Below are 20471 nucleotides of genomic sequence, written 5' to 3' on the forward strand. Positions count from 1 at the left end.
GCCCGGAGCGGGCGCCCCGCGGGACCCTCCTCCCCCACCCCGCGGGCCGCGGCGCGTGCCGGTAGGCTGGTGCCAAACACCCCAGCAACCCCAGGAGGATTCCATGGCGAGTGATTCCACGTTCGACGTCGTGAGCAAGGTCGACAGCCAGGAGGTGTCCAACGCCCTGAACCAGGCGCAGAAGGAGATCGCCCAGCGCTACGACTTCAAGGGCGTCGGCGCCGAGCTCGACTTCAGCGGCGAGAAGATCCTGATGAAGGCCAACTCCGAGGAGCGCGTCAAGGCCGTCCTCGACGTCTTCCAGACCAAGCTCGTCAAGCGCAACATCTCCCTGAAGTCCCTCGACGCCGGCGAGCCGTTCGCCTCCGGCAAGGAGTACCGGATCGAGGCCTCCATCAAGGAGGGCATCGCCCAGGACGTCGCCAAGAAGATCAACAAGCTCATCCGCGACGAGGCGCCCAAGGGCGTCAAGTCGACGATCCAGGGCGACGAGCTGCGGGTCTCCTCCAAGTCGCGCGACGACCTGCAGGCCACCATGGCCCTGCTGCGCACCTTCGAGGAAGCCGACCTGCAGTTCGTGAACTTCCGCTAGGACGCCGGGTCCCGCGCCGCGGGCCCGGCAGGCAGTACGACGCCGCCGCCTCCTTCCGGGGGCGGCGGCGTCGTCGCGCCGGGGTGCTTATGTGGAGGCTACGATCCGAGCGGGCGCCCGGCCATCCGCTCGAGCCGGGCGATGCGGTCCGCCATCGGCGGGTGGGTGGCGAAGAGCTTCTGGGCGCCGCCGCGGAACGGATTGGCGATCATGAGGTGGGAGGCGTTGACGATCCTCTGGTCCTCCGGCAGCGGCGCGCGCTGGACGCCCATCTCCAGCTTGCGCAGGGCGGAGGCGAGGGCCAGCGGGTCGTTGGTGAGCCTGGCGCCGTCCTCGTCGGCGTCGTACTCGCGCGTTCGGCTGATCGCCATCTGGATGAGCGAGGCCGCCAGGGGCGCCAGGAGCGCGGTGGCGATCATCGCGATCGGGTTGGCGTTGCGGCGGTCGCCGCCGAAGAACAGCAGGAACTGGGCCACCGAGGTGATGACGCCCGCGACGGCCGCCGCGACCGAGGACGTGAGGATGTCCCGGTTGTAGACGTGCATGAGCTCGTGTCCCAGGACGCCGCGCAGCTCGCGCTCGTCGAGGATCTGCAGGATCCCCTCGGTGCAGCACACCGCGGCGTTCTGGGGGTTGCGCCCCGTCGCGAACGCGTTGGGGGCGGACGTCGGCGAGACGTAGAGCCGCGGCATCGGCTGCTGGGCGGCCACGGAGAGCTCGTGGACGATCCGGTACATCGCCGGCTGCTGCTCCGGCGTGACGGGATAGGCCTGCATGGCCCTGATCGCGATCTTGTCGCTGTTCCAGTACCCGTAGGCGGTGGTGCCCAGGCCGATCAGCATGAAGATCCAGATGAAGGTCGAGTTCCCGGTGCCTCCCGCGATGAGGCCGCCGATCGCCAGCAGCAGGGCGAACAGGCCGCCCAGCAGCAGCGCTGTCTTGAGTCCGTTGTTGTGACGGTGCACGGAACCTCACTCCTGGTCCATCCGGTGCGGCCCGCTCCGTGCGGCCCGCGTGTATCCAATCTAGTCAACGACGGGCCGTTCCGCCGTGTTCCGGCGCGGGAGGCCGCTTCACCACGGGTTCGCCACAGGCGGACACGCGAGGGGACAGGGGGCGCGGACGCGCTACGGGACGGGGTTGCGGGAGTCGTAGCGGAGGAACCCGGGGCTCCAGCGCACCAGGAGCCACGCGCCGAGGATGCAGGCGAGACCCCCGACGACGAGCGTCCAGGCCTCGCCGAGGCCGGTCGAGACGCCGCCGGCCACCATGTCCCCGATCCGGGGCCCGCCCGCGACGACGACGATGAACACGCCCTGCAGCCGTCCGCGCAAGTGGTCGGGCGTGGCGGTCTGCAGGATGGTGGTCCGGAAGACGCCGCTGACGGAATCGGCGACGCCCGCGGCGGCGCAGCACGCCACGGCCGCCCAGATCCACCCGGACGTCCCGCCGCTCGGCAGCGGCTCGCGGGAGGCCTGGAGCACCACGAGCCCGAACGCCGAGATGCTGGCGCCCCACGCGGCGACGGACCAGAACACCGCCGTGCCCTGGAGGTGGATCCGGGTCAGCGGCCCGGAGAACAGGCCCGTCAGGAAGGCCCCGAGGGCCACCGCGCCGAGGAGCAGGCCCACGGTCGCCTCGCCTCCGCCGAGCATGACGGCGCCGATGGCCGGCAGCAGCGCGCGCGGGGCGGCGAGGATCATGGCGGCGAGGTCGATCAGGAACGTCATCCGCACGTTCGGCTGGCCGCCCAGGAAGCGGAAGCCCTCGATCACCGAGCGCATCCCGGCCTTGGAGATCTCGCCCTGCGGGGGCAGGGGCGGCAGCCGGTAGACGGACCAGAGGGCGGCCAGGAACGTGACGACGTCGATCGTGTACGTCCAGCCGTAGCCGACCTGGGCCACGAGGACGCCGCCGAGCAGGGGCCCGACCATCATGGCGATCCCGAACGTGACCATGTTCAGCGAGTTCGCCGCGGGCAGCAGCTTGGTGCCGATGAGCGCGGGGATGATGGCCCCGCGCGTGGGCTGGTTGATGCCGGCCGCGGCGGAATGCACGGCCGTGAGCGCGTAGAGGACCCAGATGCTGTCCAGCTGCAGCCAGGCCTGGGCGGCGAAGCCGATCGTGGATAGCCAGAGGACGAACGAGGAGGCCAGTGCGACCCGACGGCGGTCGTGCGCGTCGGCGACCGATCCCCCGTACAGGCCCGCCAGGACGAGCGGGACCAGGGCGAACAGGCCCAGCAGTCCCACGTAGAAGCTCGACGCGGTGAGGTGGTAGACCTGCAGGCTCACCGCGATCAGGGTGAGCTGGCTGCCGACGGCGGAGAGCGCGTTGCCGATGAAGAGGCGGCGGAACGCGGGGCTGACCTTCAGCGGGGTCAGGTCGGCGAAGAGGCGGGACACCTGAGGATTGTACCCGCGGGCAACTATCGCGTGGGCCACATTATTTTGACGCTTTCAAAATAAACCGGTTCAATGGACGGCATGGACTATCCGGCACGGCTCCGCGCCCACGGCCTGCGCGTCACGCGCCAGCGCCTGGCGATCCTCGGCGTGCTCGACCGGATGCCGCACTCCCCCGCGGACGCGATCGCCACCGAGGTCCGCCGCGAACTGCCGGAGACCTCGATCCAGTCGGTCTACAACGTCCTCAACGACCTCACCGCCCTGGGGCTCCTGCGCCGCTTCACCCCGCCGCAGTCCGCCGCCCTGTATGAGACGCGGGCGGACGACAACCACCACCACGCCGTCTGCACCTCGTGCGGACGCGTCGAGGACGTCGACTGCGCCGTGGGCCACGCGCCGTGCCTGACCCCGTCGACCGACCACGGCATGACGATCCAGATCGCCGACGTCGTCTACCAGGGCGTGTGCTCCGCCTGCCGTGAGGCCAAGGCCTCCTGACGCGGCCCCCGCTGCACCCATCGCCATCCAGCCCAGCGCTGTTCAGACTGCCGCGTCACGACCCGGGGGTGGAGAGCGTGGCGTGGGGCGCGATGGGGTGAGTGCGAGGGTGAGGGACGAGCTCAGTCCGCGACCGGGATGCCCCGCGTCCCGCTGAAGCCGCGTCCGGCGTCGTCCTGCACCTCGACGGAGAGCTCCGCCGAGCCCCCGTCCGGGGATCCGGTCGCCGTCAGCCCGAACTGGAGCGTCTGCCGCCCGTCCGTGAGGCAGCGCCACTGGCCCGGCACGCCCGTCCGGGTGCACGCGGCCCCGCCCAGGGGCACGTCGATGAGGTTCACCGTGGCGGGTCGCACGGTGAACGTGACGGTCATGGGCGGCGCGAATCCGCCCTCCGGCTCGAACAACATCGCGGTGCTGTTGCCCCCGCCACCGGAAGTGACGGTCCAGCCGCCGATCGCGGGCCCCTCGGGCGCGGGCTCTGTCCGGGTCGGGTCCGGCGTCGGCTCGGAGGACGACGGCGGGGCGCCGCTTCCGGGGTCGGATTCCGTGGGCGTCGGGGTCCCGCTGGGCGTCGTGGACGGATCCGCGGGAGCGCTGCCGGTCGGACTGGACGATGGAGTGCCGGAGGTCGAGGCGGTCGGGCTGGGACCGGGCGTCCGCGTGGGCGAGGGCGCGCCCGTTCCTCCGGGCTCCGACGCCGAGGGGACCGCCGACCCTCCTCCCGTGCCCGGGGCGGTGGGTTGCGCGCCCGTCGTGGGGTCCGCCGCTCCGCCGCTCCCGGGCCCCGTGGCACCGCCGGATCCCGGGACGCCCGGCGCCGTCGCCTCCGCCCCTGGTCCCGCGGCCGAGTCGTCGAGGCCGCCGCCCGCTCCGCCGTCGCCCGCTCCGCCGCCTGCCGGAAGGGAGACGCCGGGCGCCGTCTCGGCGGGGTCGGCGCCGTCGGTGCCTTCCCCGTTGGAGGACCCGCCCGGCGTGTCCGTTGCCTCGTCGGACACGCCGGCACCGGGCCGCGCCCCGTCGTCGTCGCCGAGCGGAAGCACTCCGGCCGTGGCCACGGCAGCCGCCGTGAGCGCCGCGGCGACTGCCAGCCCGAGCGCGACGGCGTTGTCCTTGATGAAGCGCGCCGGCCCGCGAACGGCCGCGGCCGCGGCGGCGCCGGCCCGGGTCGGCAGCGGCGCGGCGGCGGGCACCACGAGGTGGCCCGCCGTTCCCGCTCCGAGGAAAAGCGGAACGACCACGCGCCGCACGGCGGGGCCGGGATCGCCCGCGAGCTCGAACGCCCAGCGGCACGCCGGGCAGGCCTCCCCCCGCTCCCGCGCCTCGGAGCCACGCGCCTCGGGGCCGCGCGGCCCGGGACGGCGGCCACCGGACCGGAGGCCTTCCGGTCCGGTCGGACCGCCGGCTGGCCGCGATCCAAGCGCCGCACCGCACGCCGGGTCGGCGCTCAGGGCCAGGTGGGATTGCACATAGGCGGCGGCGAGGCCCTCCCGCGCCTGCGCCGTCACGGCCGCGGCCGCCTCGCGCGTGACCGCGAGCAGCGGCGCGGCGGCGCGCTCGTCGCGGCCCTCCACCTCGACGAGCCAGAGGGCCGCCTGCTGGCGCGGTGGCAGCGAACGGAAGGCGTTCGCGAGCAGCCGGGCCTCGTGGAGGTCCATCACGCGATCCGCGTGGGCGTCGCCGCGCTCGAACAAGCGGTGCGGGTCGGAGGAGCCGTCCGCGGCGGAGAGGCCGAGCCGTGCGACGGCCGTGCACCAGCGGCCACGGAAGAACTCCGGCGGGGAGAGCCCGTCCCGCTCAGAACGCAGCACGAGCCCGAGCGCGTCCTCGGCCAGCACTTGTGCCCCGGCGTCGTCGTCGGCATGGCTGCGGGCGACGGCCAGGGCCGCCGGACGGTGCCGCTCCGCGAGGACCGCGGCGGCCGAGGGGTCGCCGGCCCGGACCCGGGACGCCAGGGCGTCATCCGGGACGGGCTGTTCCGCGGGGTGCTGGAACTCGGCTGTCACACGGTGCCTTCTACGTCGGGAACGGGGATCAGGTCACGGGCTGGCGCGTGGAGACCTCGACCATGTCCTCGCGCGGGACCACCTTGATGCGCTCGCGGGTCACGGGACCGGCCTCCGTCTGCAGCGTACCGGCCGCCTCGCCGAGCGCGCGCTCGTGGGCGTCCAGGGCCAGCCATCCCTCCCACGTCGTGTAGCGGATGCCGCGCTCCTCGAGCAGGCCGATCACGGCATCCTCGTCCGGCTGCGTCGCGGCCGGGAGGGACAGGCGGTCCTCGAGCAGGTTGCCGATGGTCTCGAGGGCGTCGCCCTTGGTGTGGCCGATCAGGCCCACGGGCCCGCGCTTGATCCAGCCCGTGGCGTAGAGCCCGGGCACGGGCTGCCCGGATTCGTCCAGGACCCGCCCGCCCGCGTTCGGTACCACGCCGCGCGCGGCGTCGAAGCCAACCTCGGGAAGCTCGGAGCCGAAGTAGCCGATCGCCCGGTACACGGCCTGGACCGGGTAGTCCACGATCTCCCCCGTACCGCGCACGTTGCCCGTGCCGTCCAGCTCCTGGCGCTCGAAGCGCAGCCCGGACACCCGCCCGTCCTCGCCCAGGACCTCGACCGGGTTGTGCAGGAAATGCAGGTGCAGGCGCCGCGAGGCCCCCGTGTCCTGCTCTTCCACGAGCCAGTTCGTCAGCGTGTTCACCATGGTCTTGACCTGGTTGTTCGTCTTGATCGCCTCGTCCGAGGCCGCGTCGAACTCGAAGTCCTCCGGGTAGAGCACGATGTCCACATCCCGCGAATGGCTCAGCTCGCGCAGCTCCAGCGGGGTGAACTTGATCTGCGCCGGACCGCGGCGGCCGAAGACGTGCACGTCCGTGACCGGGGAGGCCTTCAACCCCTCGTACACGTTCGCCGGGATCTCCGTGGAGAGCAGGTCATCCGCGTGCTTGGAGAGCACCCGGGCCACGTCCAGGGCCACGTTGCCGTTGCCGATCACCGCGACCTCGCGCGCCTGCAGCGGCCAGTGCCGGTCCACGTCCGGGTGCCCGTCGTACCAGGACACGAAGTCCGCGGCCCCGTAGGAGCCCTCGAGCTCGATCCCGGGGATGTTCAGGTCCGCGTCCCGGATCGCCCCGGTCGCGAAGACCACCGCGTCGTACATCGAGCGGATGTCGCTCAGCTGCAGGTCGCGCCCGTAGGTGACGTTGCCGAGGAAGCGGATGTCGCCGCGGTCCAGGACCTTGTGCAGGGCGTTGACGATGCCCTTGATGCGCGGGTGGTCAGGCGCCACCCCGTAGCGGATCAGCCCGTAGGGCGCCGGGTAGGCATCGAAGAGGTCGATGCTGACCTCGAACTCGCGCTCGGCCTTGGTCAGGATGTCGGCAGCGTAGACGCCCGCCGGGCCGGCGCCGATGATGGCGACGCGGAGCGGGCGGTTCTCGGCTGGGTGGGACACGGGGAATCCTTCCGGACAGGGGATCGCGGGCGCGCTAAATAGCGCACAACCACCTAGTCTAATTCGGGATCGCCCTGCGCCCTAACTTTCCCGGCGGAACGTGGCGGGCGCCACGACCGGGCAGGACCGGGCGGGAAGGCATCCTCGCGGGCACACCGGGGAAACACCACGGGGCGGGTGGCCCTCAGGCCGCCCGCCCCGTGGGTACCGCAACACCGCTCAGATGCTGTCGACGCGCGTCCCGACCTTGTTGCCGGTCTCCGCGGCGGTCACCTGGTTCTCGTCGAGGAGCTGACGGGCCTTGCGCACCAGCTCGAGGGTGTTGTTGGCGGCCGTGATCCAGGCCTTCTCCTTCTGGTCGTAGCCGTCGCGGTTCTGCTCGTCCTCCCAGTTGGTGGCGACGAAGTTCTGCTGCTGCTCGCGGTCGCCGATGATCGTCTCGATCCGGCCGGCGATGCGCAGGACGTCGGCCTCGATGCGGGCGGCTGCGCCGGCGTCGAAGGAGATCGTGTCCTTGTCCTTGCTCATGGTGTGTCCTTTCACTGCGGCCTCATGCGGCCGGTCTGCTCTGGTGGTCTCGTGCATCCGGGGTCCGGCATCGCGGCCCCGCGGGGGCGTGGGTCAGCGTCCGCCGAAGCTGAAGCCCGTGACCTCGGTGGCCGAGGCGACGGACTCCGCGGCGGAGCCGCCGGCTTCGAAGGCGTCGTCCATCGTGATGTATTCCTTGGCGATGTCGGCCTGTCCGCGGGAGATCGACGCCAGGGCGCCGATCAGGGCGTTCTGCACGCGGTTCGACTCGGCCATGAACGAGCGGAACTTGACCGCGCCGTTGCCGCTGAAGGTCTGCTCCAGGTCCTCGACGCCATCGATGAGCTCCTCGACCAGCTTCACGAGCTCCGCGCCGGAGTTCTCCGACTGGGTCGAGGCGTCGCCCATGGCGGGGACGTTCATCTTTCCCTTGAAAGTCATAGCTGCTTCCTTGCCTCTCGGTGTGGGCCGCCGGTGGGCCGGCCTGTTCCGCCGGCCCGGAGTCAGACCGTGGCGGCGGGGTTCGTGTATCTTCTGCAAGTGGACTTTCGCTTGCCGTGGTTCCATACAACGCCAGCGACGGGGAGCCGGTCAAGGCGGACGCATGGGGAGAACTCCCCATTCGGGCCGCCGCGGCACAGTTCTTGGATTAACTACTGACATGATGGGTTGCGGAAAGCCGCACACACGCCGAGGAAGGGGACGCCCATGGCCACGGAGTTCGACAGCCAGCTCATCGAGTCGGTCGCCGTGCGCCGCAACCGCGTGACGGACGCCCTGCTCTACGCCTCGAACCCCACCGAGCGCCGCTGGAAGGCCACGGCGAAGCAGTTCCTGTTCAGCGTCGTCGCGGCCGCCCTCATCGCGGCCATCTGCGTGGCCGTGGCCTTCGTCGGCAACATGATCGCCGAGCAGCAGCGCAAGAACGAGGAACGGGAACAGCAGCGCTCCGCCGTCGTCCTCGAAATCATCCAGCCCGCCGCCGCGTCCGTCCTCCCCCGCGAGGCCGGCGCCGCACCGCACGCCCCCGCCCGCATCGCCCAGCACCCGAGGGGAGCCTGAGACCTCCATGGCCCAGCCCTATACGCGCGTCACCCTGATCGGCCCGCACCGGCACGTCGACCTCCTCCTGCCCTCGCAGGCGGCCGTCGGCACGCTCATGCCGCAGATCCTGGACCTCCTGGGCGACCGCCCCGGCGAGCGCGTGGCGACCAAGATCCTGCTGACCGCCTCCGGCGAGCCGATCCCCTCGCAGGAGACCCTGGCCGGCGCCGGGGTCCTGGACGGGGAGCGCCTGACGCTCTTCAACAACGAGGACGCTCCCCCGCCGGCGGTCGTGTACGACATCGCCGACACGGTCGTCGAGCAGTCCGAGCGGGTCCGCGGCCCGTGGACGCGGGCGCACCTCGTGGCCGGTTCCGGCGTCTTCGCCGCGGCCGGGTTCCTCCTGGCGCTCGAGCTGCTGCTCGGCCGCTACCTGCCCGGGCAGCGGTGGTGGATCTCGCTCGCGGTCGGCGGCGCCGCGCTGGCGCTCGGGGCCGCCACCGCGCGCGCCGCACGCCCCGTGGCCTCGACCCTGCTCGGCACGGGCTGGGCCGCGGCCCTGCTCGGCCTGGCCCATTGGGACGCCGGCGTTCCGCTGCGCCTGCTGCTGGCCGCGGCGGCGACGGCCGTCCTGACGGCCGGCCTCGCCGCCGTCGCCCCCGATCCGCGGCCGCGCCTGACCGCTGCGGCCATCATGGCATCGCTCACGGGGGCGTGGGCGCTCGCGCTGCCGTTGGCCGCGTGGGCCGCGTCCGCGGACGGGATCGGGCAGGCGGCGGGGGTCGGCGGGATCGCGGCCGTCGCCTCGCTCCTCGTGCTCGGGCTGCTGCCGGGCATCGCGCTCTCCGCCTCCGGGCTCGCGCGGCTCGACGACCGCCGGGCCCAGGGCGACGCGATCCTCCGCCGCGACGCCGTCGGCGCGATCCAGGCCGCGCATGCCGGCCTGGCGCTCTCGACGGTGGCGGTCGCGGCCTCGATCGCGGCCGGGCTCTGGCTCGTCGCCACGGCCGCCGAACGCCCGGTCTGGACCTTCCCCCTCCTCGCGGTGCTCGTGCTCGCGACCCTGCTCCGCGCCCGCTCGTTCCCCCTGGCCCTGGAACGCTACGCCCTCTACGCCGCGGCCGGCTTCGGCGCCGCGGCCGGCGCGTGGACGCTCGCAGGGCTCTACCCGGACACGGCCTGGCTCGTCGGCCTGGGCGTGCTCGTGGCGGCGCTGCTGACCGGGCTCGGCCTCGTCGTCGTCCTCCCCGAACACACGCAGGCGCGGCTGAGGCAGCTCGCCGAACGCGTCGAGACGCTGGCCGTCCTCGCGTCGGTCCCCCTCGTCGTCGGCTACTTCGGCGTGTTCGCGAAGATGCTCGAGACGTTCTAGAGGCAAGGAAGAAGCGATGACCACGCCCCAGGATCCCGCCCGCCCGCCCGTCGACCCGTGGGCGCCGCAGCCCCAGGACGACCCCTGGGCGCCGGCCCCCGCCCCGCGCCGTGAGCGCCGCCGCCGCTCCGCAGGGCAGGGAACGACGCCGGGGCCCCGCCCGGGCGCGCCGTCCGCCTCCCCCGCGGCGTCCGGGTTCCCCACCGGGTTCGACGACGCCCGGGCGGACGACGGCGGCCTGGGCGCCGGTTCCGGTGCCCCCGGCGGGCTCGGGACGCCGCTCGACGGAGACAAGCTGCGCCTGGCCTCGCGCGCTGCCGGCTCCCGGCTGCTGCCGCGGGCGCTGAAGTCCATGTTCACGGCGGACACGACCGCCTCGGACCTCGTCGCACACGCCGCCCAGGCGCAGGCCCCCGTCACGACGGGACGGCGCATCGCCGTCGTCTCGACGCGCGGCGGCGCCGGCAAGACCACCGCGGCCGCCCTGCTGGGGCGCGTCTACGCGGCCGTCCGCCAGGACACGGCCGCCGTGCTCGACCTCGACCCGGGGCACGGGAGCCTGGCGCTGCGGCTCGGGACCACCGGCGGGGCGGCCGTCGACACGCTCGTCGAGCACGCCACGGGCGGCCGGCTGCCCACGGCCGCGGACCTCTCCGGGCTCCTCGCCCACGCCGCCCCGAACCTCGCCGCGAGCGGACCCCGCGGCGGACTGCTCGGCGGTGCGGCGACGCCGCCCGCGTCGCTGCGCGAGGCCTGTGCGGCCGTGTCCCGCTACTTCCCCGTCACCCTGCTCGACTGCCCGGCGGGCCTCGCCGCACCGGAGACGCAATCGGCCCTGGCCGACGGCCACGCCGCCGTCTTCGTCGTGCCCGCCACGCTGGCCGGGCTCGACGACGCGTTCACCCAGCTCGCCGCCTGGCGCCAGACACCGCAATTGGCGCGGATCCCGCTCAGCGTGCTCGTGCTGCAGGCGGACAAGGCCTCGCCCCTGCGGGCGCTGGACCAGGCCGGGCGGATCTCCCGGCTCGGCTTCGACGCCTTCGCGATCGGCTACGACGCCCACCTGGCCGGCGGTTCGCTCCTGTCCCTGCCGCTCCTCGCGCCGGAGCACCGCGCCGCCGCCGCGGCGCTCGCGGGACGGGTGCTGGAGCAGGCCAACGGGAGGCGCTGAGTCCATGGCGCAGAAGATCATCCACCGTCCCGCCCGCACGTCGCCGCCGCTGCGCGGCTTCCGGCCCTTCACGATCGACGGGCCGCCGGCCGTCGAGGGCGATCCGCCCGGGCTCAACCTCGCTTCGATCGTCCCGATGCTCGGCGGGGCCGTGTCCATGACCGTCATGATGACGTTCCGCAACTCGCCCTTCGCCGCGGTCGGGGCCATGATGATGATCCTCACCGTCGTCATCGCGGTCTTCATGATGTTCAGCCAGCGCGGCAAGCAGCAGAAGACGCGGTCCCAGCTGCGCGACAACTACATGCGCTACCTCGAACGCACGCGCGTCGCCCTGCGCGCCGACGAGCAGGAGGCCGTCCGCGTCGCCGGGATCTCCAGCCCGCCGCCGCAGGCCCTCTTCGACATCGTCCGCACGCCCATGCGGCTCTGGGAACGCCGGCGCGGCAATGAGGACTTCCTCGTGGTCCGTGTCGGCTCGGGAGAGCGCCCGTGCCGGGACATCGCCGTCGCCGACACCTCCGGCTCCACGCAGCAGCAGGACGCCTTTATGGCGGCCGAGGCCGAGATCCTGCGCCGCCGCTACGCCACGAGCCCCGAGCTTCCCCTCACGGTGCCGCTCGACAACGCCGGAAACGTCAGCGTCGTCGGCTCCCGCGGGTTCGTCCTCGCCGTCGCCCGCAACGTCCTCGCCTCCGCGGCCGCGTTCCACTCGCCCGAGGACCTCGGGATCGCCCTGGCCGTCCCGGAGGACCGCCGCGGGGACTGGGAATGGGCGTCCTGGCTGCCGCACCTCGCGGACCAGGCCAACGTCGCCCCGACCGGCCCCGTCCGGCGCGTCGCGGCCGACATGAACGGTCTCGGCGACATCCTCGCCGCCGACCTGCTCCAGCGCGCCAAGATCGCGGTCGAGTCCCGCAAGATCGACGCCTCGCTCGGCCAGGTCCTCTCCCGGCTGCTCGTCGTCTCCGACTCCCACGGCGGCCAGGCCCAGGAGCTGCCCGTCGCCGACACCTCGATCGAGCCGGCCCGCATCGGCGTGAGCGTCCTGCACCTCGTCCACGAGCGCGGACAGGAGCCCTCCGAGGTCTCCGTGCGGATCAGCGAGACCCCCACCGGCTTCGAGATCCAGAACTACCGCCGCGACCCGGTCAACCCGGAGACGACCTCCGGCGCCCTCGACGAGCTCTCCCCCGCCACCGCGGCGGCCCTGGCCCGCGAGCTCGCGCCGCTGCGCCTCTCCGCCGACTCCCTCGAGCACGGGGGCTCCGGCGAGGGCTCGCAGTCCTTCCTCGAGATGCTCGGCCTCTCCCCGAAGCTGGACCGCGCCGACATCGAACGCACGTGGCGCCCCCGCAACGAGTCGGAGTTCCTGCGCGTCCCGCTCGGGCCCGACGACCGCGGCAAGCCGACCGTGCTGGACCTGAAGGAGTCCGCCCAGTTCGGCATGGGACCGCACGGGCTCTGCATCGGCGCGACGGGCTCCGGCAAGTCGGAGATGCTCCGCTCGCTCGTGTTCGGGCTCCTCGCCACCCACTCCCCCGACGTCCTGGCCATGGTGCTCGTGGACTTCAAGGGCGGCGCGACGTTCGCGCCGTTCGAAGGCGCCCCTCAGGTCACCGGCATCATCACGAACCTCTCCGACGACCTCTCGCTCGTCGAACGCGTCTACGCGAGCCTCAACGGCGAGATCCTACGCCGCCAGGAGGTGCTCAAGGCCGCCGGCAACATCGCCAACATCACCGACTACCAGGTGCACCGCAACGAACGCCTGGCCCGCGGCGAGGAGATGGACCCGCTGCCCCACCTCGTGGTCATCATCGACGAATTCGGCGAGCTGCTCACCGCCCGGCCGGACTTCATCGACCTGTTCCTCTCGATCGGCCGGATCGGCCGCTCCATCGGCGTGCACCTGCTCCTGAGCAGCCAGCGCGTCGAGGGCGGCAAGCTGCGCGGCCTCGAGACCTACCTCTCCTACCGGATCGGCCTGCGCACGCTCTCCGAGGGCGAGTCGCGGACCGTCCTGGACACGGGAGACGCCTTCCACCTGCCGCCCGTGCCCGGCTACGGCTACCTCAAGGTGGACACGACCGTCTACACGCGTTTCAAGTCCGGATACGTCTCCGGCGCCCTCGAAGCCGAGGAGACGCCCGAGGAACGAGCCGCCGTGCAGGAGGCGCCCGACGTCGTCCCCGTCCCGTTCTACGCCCTCGAGGCCGAGCCCACGTCCGAAGGCGCCGCGCCGAAGCCCGCGAAGAACGCTCCCGCCCGCCGCACGACGGGCCCCACCGTGATGTCCACGCTCATGGACACGCTGCGCACCTTCCCGCGCTCCGTCCAGGAGATCTGGCTCCCGCCCCTGCCGGCCGCGCTCTCCCTCGACGCCGCCGTCGGCGCCGTCCACCCCGGCGAGCACGGGCTGCGGCTCGAGCACGGCGGGCGGCTGCGCGTGCCGATCGGCCTCCTCGACGACCCCGCCAAGCAGTGGCAGGGGCTGTGGGAGATCGACTTCACCTCCGGCGGCGGCAACCTCCTGGTGGTCGGCGGCCCGCAGTCCGGCCGCTCCACCGTACTGCGCACGCTCGTCGCCTCGATCGCCCTCACGCACACGCCGCAGGAGGCCGCCGTCTACTGCGTGGACCTGCTCGGCTCCGGCCTGCTGCCGCTCGGCGGGCTGCCCCACGTCGGCGGCACCGCGATCCGCACCAACCGCGAGGTCGTCCGCCGCACCGTCGAGGAGCTCGTCGGCATGCTCCTGGTCCGCGAGCGGATCTTCGAGCAGCACCAGATCGACTCGCTCACCACGATGCGGCGCCTGCACGCCGCGGGCCGCCTGCCCGAGCTGCCGAGCGCCGACGTCTTCCTCGTCATCGACGGCTACGGCCAGATCGCCGACGACTTCAACGAGATCCAGGACGGCGTCTACGCCCTCATCATGCGTGGCGGCGGCTACGGCATCCACGTCGTGACGACCCTGAACCGCATGGCCGAGGTTCGGATGGCCCAGCAGGGCTTCTTCGGGAACAAGATCGAGATGGCCCTCTCCGAGCCCTCCGACTCCACGATCGACCGCAAGGTCGCCGCCGGCGTCAGCCCCGAGGCCCCCGGGCGCGGCCTCTCCGACCGCAAGCTCATCGGCCACGTCGCCCTGCCCCGCATCGACGGGGCCTCCACCACCGAGGACATGTCGGAGGGCCTGCGGGAGCTCGTCGCCCAGGTCTCCGAATCCACGCGCGGCGAGGCCATGCGTGTGCGCGTCCTCCCCGGCGCGGTGGGCTTCGACGCCGCCCCACCCTCCCCCGCCCCGGGCGTCTTCCCCCTCGGCCTGCGCGAGGTCGACCTCGGCCCGCAGCTGCTGGACACGACGGCGAAGGAACGGCACCTGATCGTCCTCGGCGACGAGGAGAGCGGCAAGTCCAACATCCTGCGCAACTACATCGAGCTCATGGTCGGCCAGCACAGCGCCGACGACCTCCTCTTCGCGGTCTACGACCCGCGCAAGGGCCTCGACAACGTCGTCCCCGACGACTACCTCGGTGGCTACGCGGGCAGCGCCGCCGTCGCCGAGCAGCTCTCCGCCGCCCTCGTGAAGGAGCTCCAGTTGCGCACCACGGGTGGGGACGGGAAGGAGAAGCCCGGGACCGCGCGGCTCGTGATCGTGGTCGACGACTACGACATCCTCACGGCCTCCGGCGGTTCCCCCATGGGCCGCCTCACGAACTACCTGCCGATGGCCTCGGAGCTGAACCTCAACGTGCTCCTGACCCGCAAGGTCCGCGGTGCGAGCCGCGGGATGTACGAGTCGTTCTTCTCCACGCTGCGCGACTCCGGTTCCTCCGCGCTCATCATGTCCGGCGACCGCTCCGAGGGCGGGCTGATCAACAACATCCGCGCCCGCGCCCTGCCCCCCGGGCGCGGGCAGCTCGTGCAGGTCGGCAAGCCGCTGCAGACCATCCAGAGCTACCTCAACCGGGGCACGGAATAGCCGTCGTCGGGGCGGCGTTGTAGCCGGTATGCCCAGCCCCCTCCCCGCCTCCGCGACGCCCTCCCCCGGGACCGCGGCCCCGGCGTCGTCCTCCCCCGGATCCCCGCGCGGCACGGGAGGCGACGCGGCCGCCGAACGCAGCGCGGGCCTGCTCTTCGGGCTCGGCGCCTACGGCCTCTGGGGGCTGCTGCCGCTGTACTTCCTGACGATCGCCACGGCCTCGCCCGCCGAGATCGTGGCCAACCGCGTCCTCTGGTCGCTCGTCTTCTGCGCCCTCCTGCTCACGCTCACGCGCGCCTGGGCGGACCTCGGCGTGCTGCTGCGCGACAAGGCGTCCATGCTGCGCCTGTCCGCGGCCGCCGTGCTGATCGCCGTGAACTGGCTGACCTACACCTTCGCTGTGCTGGGCGGGCACGCGGTCGAGGCCTCGCTCGGCTACTTCATCACCCCCCTGGTCTCCACCGCGCTCGGCGTGGTCCTGCTCAAGGAGCGGCTCAACCGGCTGCAGTGGACCGCGATGGGGTTCGGCCTCGCGGCCGTGCTCGTGCTGACGTTCGCGTACGGCTCCGTGCCCGTGATCGCCCTGGTGCTGGCCTTCTCGTTCGGGCTCTACGGCTTCGTGAAGAACCGCGTGGGCCGCACCGCGAGCGCCGTGACCGGCCTGACCGTCGAAACCCTGGTCCTGACCCTCCCGGCCCTCGGGTTCATGGCGTTCCTGCTGGCCCAGGGCGGCGCCACGCTCGTCAGCACGGGGCCCGCGCACTTCTGGCTCATGGCGGCCAGCGGCATCATCACGGCCGTGCCGCTGCTGTTCTTCGGCGCCGCGGCACGCCGGCTGCCCCTGACGCTCATCGGGACGCTGCAGTACCTCGCGCCCGTGCTGCAGTTCATCCTGGCCCTGACCGTCTTCGGCGAGCACATGCCGCTCGAGCGCTGGATCGGGTTCGGGCTCGTCTGGGTCGCGATCGTACTGCTCACGGCCGACCTCGCCCGCCGGGCGGGCAGCGGGCGGGCGGAGCGCCGGGCGGCGAGGAAGCTCGCCGCTCCGGCGCCGCAGGCCTGACTACTCCCCGCGCGGCACGACCATCATGGGGACCGGGAGGGCGCGCAGCATCCGGTTGGCCGTGGCCCCGAGGAAGAGCCGGCGCTTCTGCGCGAGCCGGCTGGAGCCGATGACCACGAGGTCCGTGTCCTCCCAGTCGAGCTCCTGGATCGCCTCCTCGTCGTTGCGCCCCTGCCCCACGGTGATCTCCGTCGCGACCCCCTCCGGGAGCGTCCTGGCGGCCTCGACGAGCACCGAGTTGGCGTGCTTGAGGGCCGCGTTGACGTCTTCGCCGTGGCGCGAGGCCGCGGCGTCGAGCGCCACGAGGGAGACGAGCCGCAGGGGGCGGTGGTGCTGGGCCGTCGAGGCGAGCGCCGTGCTCAGCACGGCCTCCCAGCCCTCGCGTTCCCCCACGCCGGCCGTGAGGCGGCTGAACGCGTTGGTGTTGCGGTAGCCGCGTGGGGCGAGCACCACGGGGACGGGGCTGGAGTGCAGGAGGGCGTTGGCGACGGAGCCGATCGTGAAACGGCCGAGGACTCCCGTCCGCGAGGCGCCGACGACGATCCGCGTGGAGCCGAACTCCTCGGCGGCGTCGATCAGGGCCGCGGCGGGCGAGTCCCCTCCCCGGACGTGGAAGCGCACCGGGACGTCGTCCGGAACGGTCTCCAGGACGGTGTTCTTGGCGTTGAGGGCGCGCTGCTCCCCGGATCCGACGCGGCTTCCACGGGCGTGCTCGGAGAGCGCGGGCGAGTCCGGCGGCACGACGTAGACGACGTCGAGGCCGGTCTTCAGGGTCCTGGCCCCGGCGATCCCCAGGGCGAGCGCCTCGGCGCCGCGGTCGTCCGGTCGGTAGCCAACAAGGTAACTCATGCGGTGGGCCTCCTGGGCGGCTGGGCGGCGGCTCCGTTGCCGCCGACGCTGGTGGTGGCTCAGACTTTACAGCCTGTTTCCCGCGGGCGCTCCCCCTCCAACGCACGACGCCGGGGCGCGCCCCCGGGGGTTGCTAGACGTGGGCGCGGATGGCCTGCTCGAGGACGTCGAAGGCGTCGGCGAGGAGCTCGTCGCCGATCACGAGCGGCGGCAACAGGCGCACGACGTTGCCGTAGGTGCCGCACGTGAGGATCAGGACGCCCTGCGCGAGGCAGTCGGCGGCGATCTTCCTGGTCGCGTCGGCGTCCGGCTCGGTCCCTCCGGCCTTGACGAACTCGAGGGCCAGCATGGCGCCGCGCCCGCGCACCTCGCCGAGCCCGGCCAGCTCCTCCTGCAGCGGACGGAAGCGCGCGTAGAACGCCTCCTCGATCTCACGGGCGCGCCCGGCGAGGTCCTGCGCCGCCATGAAGTCGATCGCGGCGAGCGCGCCGGCGACCGCGACGGGGTTGCCGCCGTAGGTGCCGCCGAGGCCGCCCGGGTGGACGGCGTCGAGCAGCTCGGCGCGGCCGGTCACGGCGGAGAGCGGCATGCCGCCGGCGATGCCCTTGGCGAGCGTCATCAGGTCCGGCACCACGCCCTCGTGGTCCACCGCGAACCAGGCGCCCGTGCGGCAGAAGCCGGACTGGACCTCGTCGGCGATGAAGACGATCCCCTGCTCCTTCGCCCATTCGGCGATGCGGGGCAGGAAGCCGGCGGCCGGGACGATGAAGCCGCCCTCGCCCTGGATCGGCTCGATGATGATCGCGGCGATCTGGTCCCCGCCGATCTGCTTCTCCATCGACAGGATGGCGCGCTCGGCGGCCTCCTTGCCGGAGATCGAGGGGTTCTCCTCGCGGTACGGGTAGCTCATCGGCATCCGGTAAATCTCCGGGGCCGTCGGTCCCATGCCGCGCTTGTAGGGGGCGGCCTTGGCCGTGAGCCCCATGGTGAGGTTGGTCCGGCCGTGGTACGCGTGGTCGAACGCGACGACGGCCGTGCGGCCCGTCGCGAGGCGGGCGATCTTCACGGCGTTCTCGACGGCTTCCGCACCAGAGTTGAAGAGCACCGTCTTCTTCGCGTGGGTGCCCGGGGTCAGCTCGGCGATCTTCTCGGCGAGCTCCACGTAGCCCTCGTACGGGGTGACCATAAAGCACGTGTGGGTGAAGCGGGCGGCCTGCGCGGCGACGGCCCCGGCGACCTCCTGGTTGCCGGCGCCGACCGTCGTGACGGCGATGCCGGATCCGAGGTCGGTGAACGAGTTGCCGTCGACGTCGACGATCACGCCGCCGTCCGCGTCCGCGGCGTAGACGGGGGCCGTGGAGGCGACGCCGGCGGCGACGACCCGGGCGCGGCGTTCGGCGAGCGCCTGCGACTTCGGCCCGGGGAACGCCCCGTTGATGCTGCGCTTCTGCTCGAGGCGGTACTGGATGTCCACGACGGTTCCTTTCGGTGGGGGCGTATCTCCGGGCGACGCGGCCGCCCTGGTTCTCCCGGCGACACTACTGCCCGCCCTGTGGCCGGCGCCACGGGGCGCCGCACAACGGAGCCCCGCGCCCGCGGTGCAGCTGCACAGCGGAGGCGGGGCCCCGGCGTCGTCCCCTGCGGCATCCCCCTCCGGGGAATCGTCGTTTCGACCGAGCCTCGACAACCCTGCGCTGGAGAGTGATGCGTGGGGGTGGGCGGGCGGCTAGAGTTCCGGGGCGGTCTCCCCCGGCATGTCCTCGTCGACCTCGGGGTGCCGCGAGAGGTTGTACAGGGCGACGCCGAGGCCGCCCCACAGCGTGAGCATGGAGACGATCATCATCGTGATGGCGATGCCGGTCATCGGGCTTCCTCCTTGTCCTCGGCGGCCCGGATGGCCTCGTATTCGGGATCGTGCTTGTCCTTGGAGCCGGAACCCCACGGGATCAGGGTCAGCAGGACGGCGAGGACCACGAGGCCGATCGACATGCCCCAGCCGAAGGTGTTCAGCATCCACGCCGGGTACCCCGCGTAGGGCTCCGAGACCTTCGCGATGATCTCGTTGACCAGGATGTAGGCGAGGACCACGGGCACCACGCCGGCGACGAGGACCATCCACGTCGTGCGCATCTTCACGGACGAGATCCGGTTCAGGTGCCCGGAGAGCATCGGCAGCTTGCGCAGCACCCACGCCAGGACGACGACCGCGACGAGCGCCCCGGCCAGGATGCCGAACTGGTTCACGAACGCGTCGGAGATGTCCAGGACGAACAACCCCGTCGTGGTCGGTAAGAGGACCAGCGAGATCAGCGCGACCGGGACCGAGACGGCCAGCGACGCCTTCACGCGCGCCCAGCCGAGCTTGTCCTGGACCGCCGCCACGATGACCTCGAGGATCGAGATGAGCGAGGTCAGGCCCGCGAAGACGAGGGAGCCGAAGAACAGCACGCCGATGAGCGAGCCGAGCGGCGCCTGGGAGACGAGCGTCGGGAACGCGATGAAGGCCAGACCGATGCCCGCGACCGCCGTGTCCTCGACCGTGCTGCCCGCCGTGAAGGCCATGAAGCCGATCGCGGCGAAGACGCCGATGCCGGCGAGGATCTCGAAGCCGGAGTTGGAGAACGCCACGACCATGCCGGAGCCCGTCAGGTCGGTCTTGCGCTTGAGGTAGGAGGAGTAGGTGATCATGATGCCGAAGGCCACGGAGAGGGAGAAGAAGATGTGTCCGTAGGCCGCGGCCCACACGCCCGGATGCGCCAGCGCCTCCCAGTCCGGCGTGAAGAAGGCGTTGAGTCCGTCCATCGCGCCCGGAAGGGTGAGCGAGGTGGCCACGAGGACCAGGAACATCACGAGCAGCATCGGCATGAAGATCACGTTGGCGCGGGAGATGCCCTTGCGCACGCCGGCAACCATGATGACGATCGTCAGGATCCACACGGCGAGCAGTGGATAGACGACGCCGGGGACGAAGTCGAAGCCGAGCGCGGGCTCCTCCGGGGCCTGCAGGTACTCGCCGAAGAAGAACGCCTCGGCGTCGTCGCCCCACGCCTTCGTCACCGAGAACCACGTGTACATCGCCGCCCAGCCGATGATCACGGCGTAGTAGATGGCGATCACGCAGCAGACGAGGACCTGCCACCAGCCCAGGACCTCGGCGCCGCGGTTGAGCCGGCGGTAGGCCAGCGGGGCGGAGCCGCGGAACTTGTGGCCCACGGCGTAGTCCAGGAAGAGGAGCGGGATGCCCGCGGAGAGCAGGGCCGCGAGATACGGGATCAGGAACGCCCCGCCGCCGTTCTCGTAGGCGACGTAGGGGAAGCGCCAGATGTTCCCGAGTCCCACGGCGGAGCCGATGGCGGAGATGATGAAGAGTTTGCGCGAGGAGAAGGTCTCACGGGCCGGGCCGGTCTTTCCGCCGGTCGTCCCTTGTGGTGCGGTGCTCATGACCCCACACGGTAGCCCTGTGTAGGGCTTGTCACAACGACGGCGGGCCGGTGCCGTCACAATGCCCTATCGGTTC

At 72.4% G+C, this 20471-nt stretch carries 17 protein-coding genes; 7 read left to right on the forward strand and 10 right to left on the reverse strand.

The window, feature by feature from the left end; translation table 11 throughout:
* The first annotated feature begins 103 nt into the window (after nucleotides 1-103).
* Nucleotides 104-592, forward strand: coding sequence for a YajQ family cyclic di-GMP-binding protein (locus tag AC0QR5_RS08730; RefSeq protein WP_430633489.1), 489 nt, complete (start codon nucleotides 104-106; stop codon nucleotides 590-592).
* Nucleotides 593-690: 98 nt separating this feature from the next.
* Here the strand turns inward: AC0QR5_RS08730 and htpX are convergent, their stop codons facing one another.
* Nucleotides 691-1557: a zinc metalloprotease HtpX gene (htpX, locus tag AC0QR5_RS08735; protein WP_430633488.1), complete on the reverse strand. Its 867-nt coding sequence runs from the start codon at nucleotides 1555-1557 to the stop codon at nucleotides 691-693.
* A 162-nt stretch (nucleotides 1558-1719) separates the two neighbouring features.
* On the reverse strand, nucleotides 1720-2997 hold the full coding sequence (locus AC0QR5_RS08740) for an MFS transporter (RefSeq protein ID WP_430633487.1): 1278 nt from the start codon (nucleotides 2995-2997) through the stop codon (nucleotides 1720-1722).
* A 72-nt stretch (nucleotides 2998-3069) separates the two neighbouring features.
* Here AC0QR5_RS08740 and AC0QR5_RS08745 point away from each other — a divergent pair, with 72 nt between their 5' ends.
* Nucleotides 3070-3498, forward strand: a complete 429-nt coding sequence (locus AC0QR5_RS08745) for a Fur family transcriptional regulator (protein WP_430633486.1) — start codon at nucleotides 3070-3072, stop codon at nucleotides 3496-3498.
* Between the two features lie 122 nt (nucleotides 3499-3620).
* On the opposite strand, the gene AC0QR5_RS08750 is transcribed toward AC0QR5_RS08745, so the two are convergent.
* The 4 genes from AC0QR5_RS08750 to AC0QR5_RS08765 all read right to left on the reverse strand — a co-directional run bounded on the left by AC0QR5_RS08750 (nucleotide 3621) and on the right by AC0QR5_RS08765 (nucleotide 7911).
* Nucleotides 3621-5501 carry an RNA polymerase sigma factor gene (locus AC0QR5_RS08750; RefSeq protein WP_430970699.1) on the reverse strand — a complete coding sequence of 627 codons (1881 nt, stop codon included), beginning with the start codon at nucleotides 5499-5501 and terminating at the stop codon, nucleotides 3621-3623.
* Between the two features lie 28 nt (nucleotides 5502-5529).
* Nucleotides 5530-6942: an FAD-dependent oxidoreductase gene (locus AC0QR5_RS08755; protein ID WP_475372457.1), complete on the reverse strand. Its 1413-nt coding sequence runs from the start codon at nucleotides 6940-6942 to the stop codon at nucleotides 5530-5532.
* Nucleotides 6943-7161: 219 nt separating this feature from the next.
* A complete protein-coding gene (locus AC0QR5_RS08760) occupies nucleotides 7162-7470 on the reverse strand; it encodes a hypothetical protein (RefSeq protein ID WP_329861521.1) in 309 nt (102 codons plus the stop codon).
* Between the two features lie 93 nt (nucleotides 7471-7563).
* Complete coding sequence (locus AC0QR5_RS08765) at nucleotides 7564-7911, reverse strand: WXG100 family type VII secretion target (RefSeq protein ID WP_329861523.1); 348 nt, start codon at nucleotides 7909-7911, stop codon at nucleotides 7564-7566.
* A 267-nt stretch (nucleotides 7912-8178) separates the two neighbouring features.
* On the opposite strand from AC0QR5_RS08765, the gene AC0QR5_RS08770 reads away from it, so the two are divergent.
* Genes AC0QR5_RS08770 through rarD form a run of 5 tightly spaced genes read left to right on the forward strand, consistent with a single transcriptional unit; the run spans nucleotide 8179 to nucleotide 16105 of the window.
* Nucleotides 8179-8532, forward strand: a complete 354-nt coding sequence (locus AC0QR5_RS08770) for a hypothetical protein (RefSeq protein WP_329861525.1) — start codon at nucleotides 8179-8181, stop codon at nucleotides 8530-8532.
* Between the two features lie 7 nt (nucleotides 8533-8539).
* Nucleotides 8540-9886: a type VII secretion integral membrane protein EccD gene (gene eccD / locus AC0QR5_RS08775; protein ID WP_329861527.1), complete on the forward strand. Its 1347-nt coding sequence runs from the start codon at nucleotides 8540-8542 to the stop codon at nucleotides 9884-9886.
* A 16-nt stretch (nucleotides 9887-9902) separates the two neighbouring features.
* Nucleotides 9903-11057 (forward strand): nucleotide-binding protein, encoded by a 1155-nt coding sequence (locus AC0QR5_RS08780; RefSeq protein WP_329861529.1) that lies wholly within the window; start codon nucleotides 9903-9905, stop codon nucleotides 11055-11057.
* Between the two features lie 4 nt (nucleotides 11058-11061).
* Nucleotides 11062-15042: a type VII secretion protein EccCa gene (eccCa, locus tag AC0QR5_RS08785; protein ID WP_329861531.1), complete on the forward strand. Its 3981-nt coding sequence runs from the start codon at nucleotides 11062-11064 to the stop codon at nucleotides 15040-15042.
* Nucleotides 15043-15070: 28 nt separating this feature from the next.
* Complete coding sequence (gene rarD / locus AC0QR5_RS08790; RefSeq protein WP_329861532.1) at nucleotides 15071-16105, forward strand: EamA family transporter RarD; 1035 nt, start codon at nucleotides 15071-15073, stop codon at nucleotides 16103-16105.
* Here rarD and AC0QR5_RS08795 read toward each other — a convergent pair whose 3' ends face one another.
* From AC0QR5_RS08795 to AC0QR5_RS08810, 4 genes are all read right to left on the reverse strand, one after another.
* A complete protein-coding gene (locus tag AC0QR5_RS08795; RefSeq protein ID WP_329861534.1) occupies nucleotides 16106-16954 on the reverse strand; it encodes a universal stress protein in 849 nt (282 codons plus the stop codon).
* Nucleotides 16955-17087: 133 nt separating this feature from the next.
* On the reverse strand, nucleotides 17088-18428 hold the full coding sequence (gene gabT, locus AC0QR5_RS08800; RefSeq protein WP_329861536.1) for a 4-aminobutyrate--2-oxoglutarate transaminase: 1341 nt from the start codon (nucleotides 18426-18428) through the stop codon (nucleotides 17088-17090).
* 252 nt (nucleotides 18429-18680) lie between these two features.
* Complete coding sequence (locus tag AC0QR5_RS08805; RefSeq protein WP_329861538.1) at nucleotides 18681-18818, reverse strand: methionine/alanine import family NSS transporter small subunit; 138 nt, start codon at nucleotides 18816-18818, stop codon at nucleotides 18681-18683.
* Nucleotides 18815-20395, reverse strand: coding sequence for a sodium-dependent transporter (locus AC0QR5_RS08810; RefSeq protein ID WP_329861540.1), 1581 nt, complete (start codon nucleotides 20393-20395; stop codon nucleotides 18815-18817). Before AC0QR5_RS08810 ends, AC0QR5_RS08805 begins: the two co-directional genes overlap by 4 nt.
* Nucleotides 20396-20471: the final 76 nt, after the last annotated feature.

The organism is Arthrobacter sp. J156 (assembly GCF_056172865.1).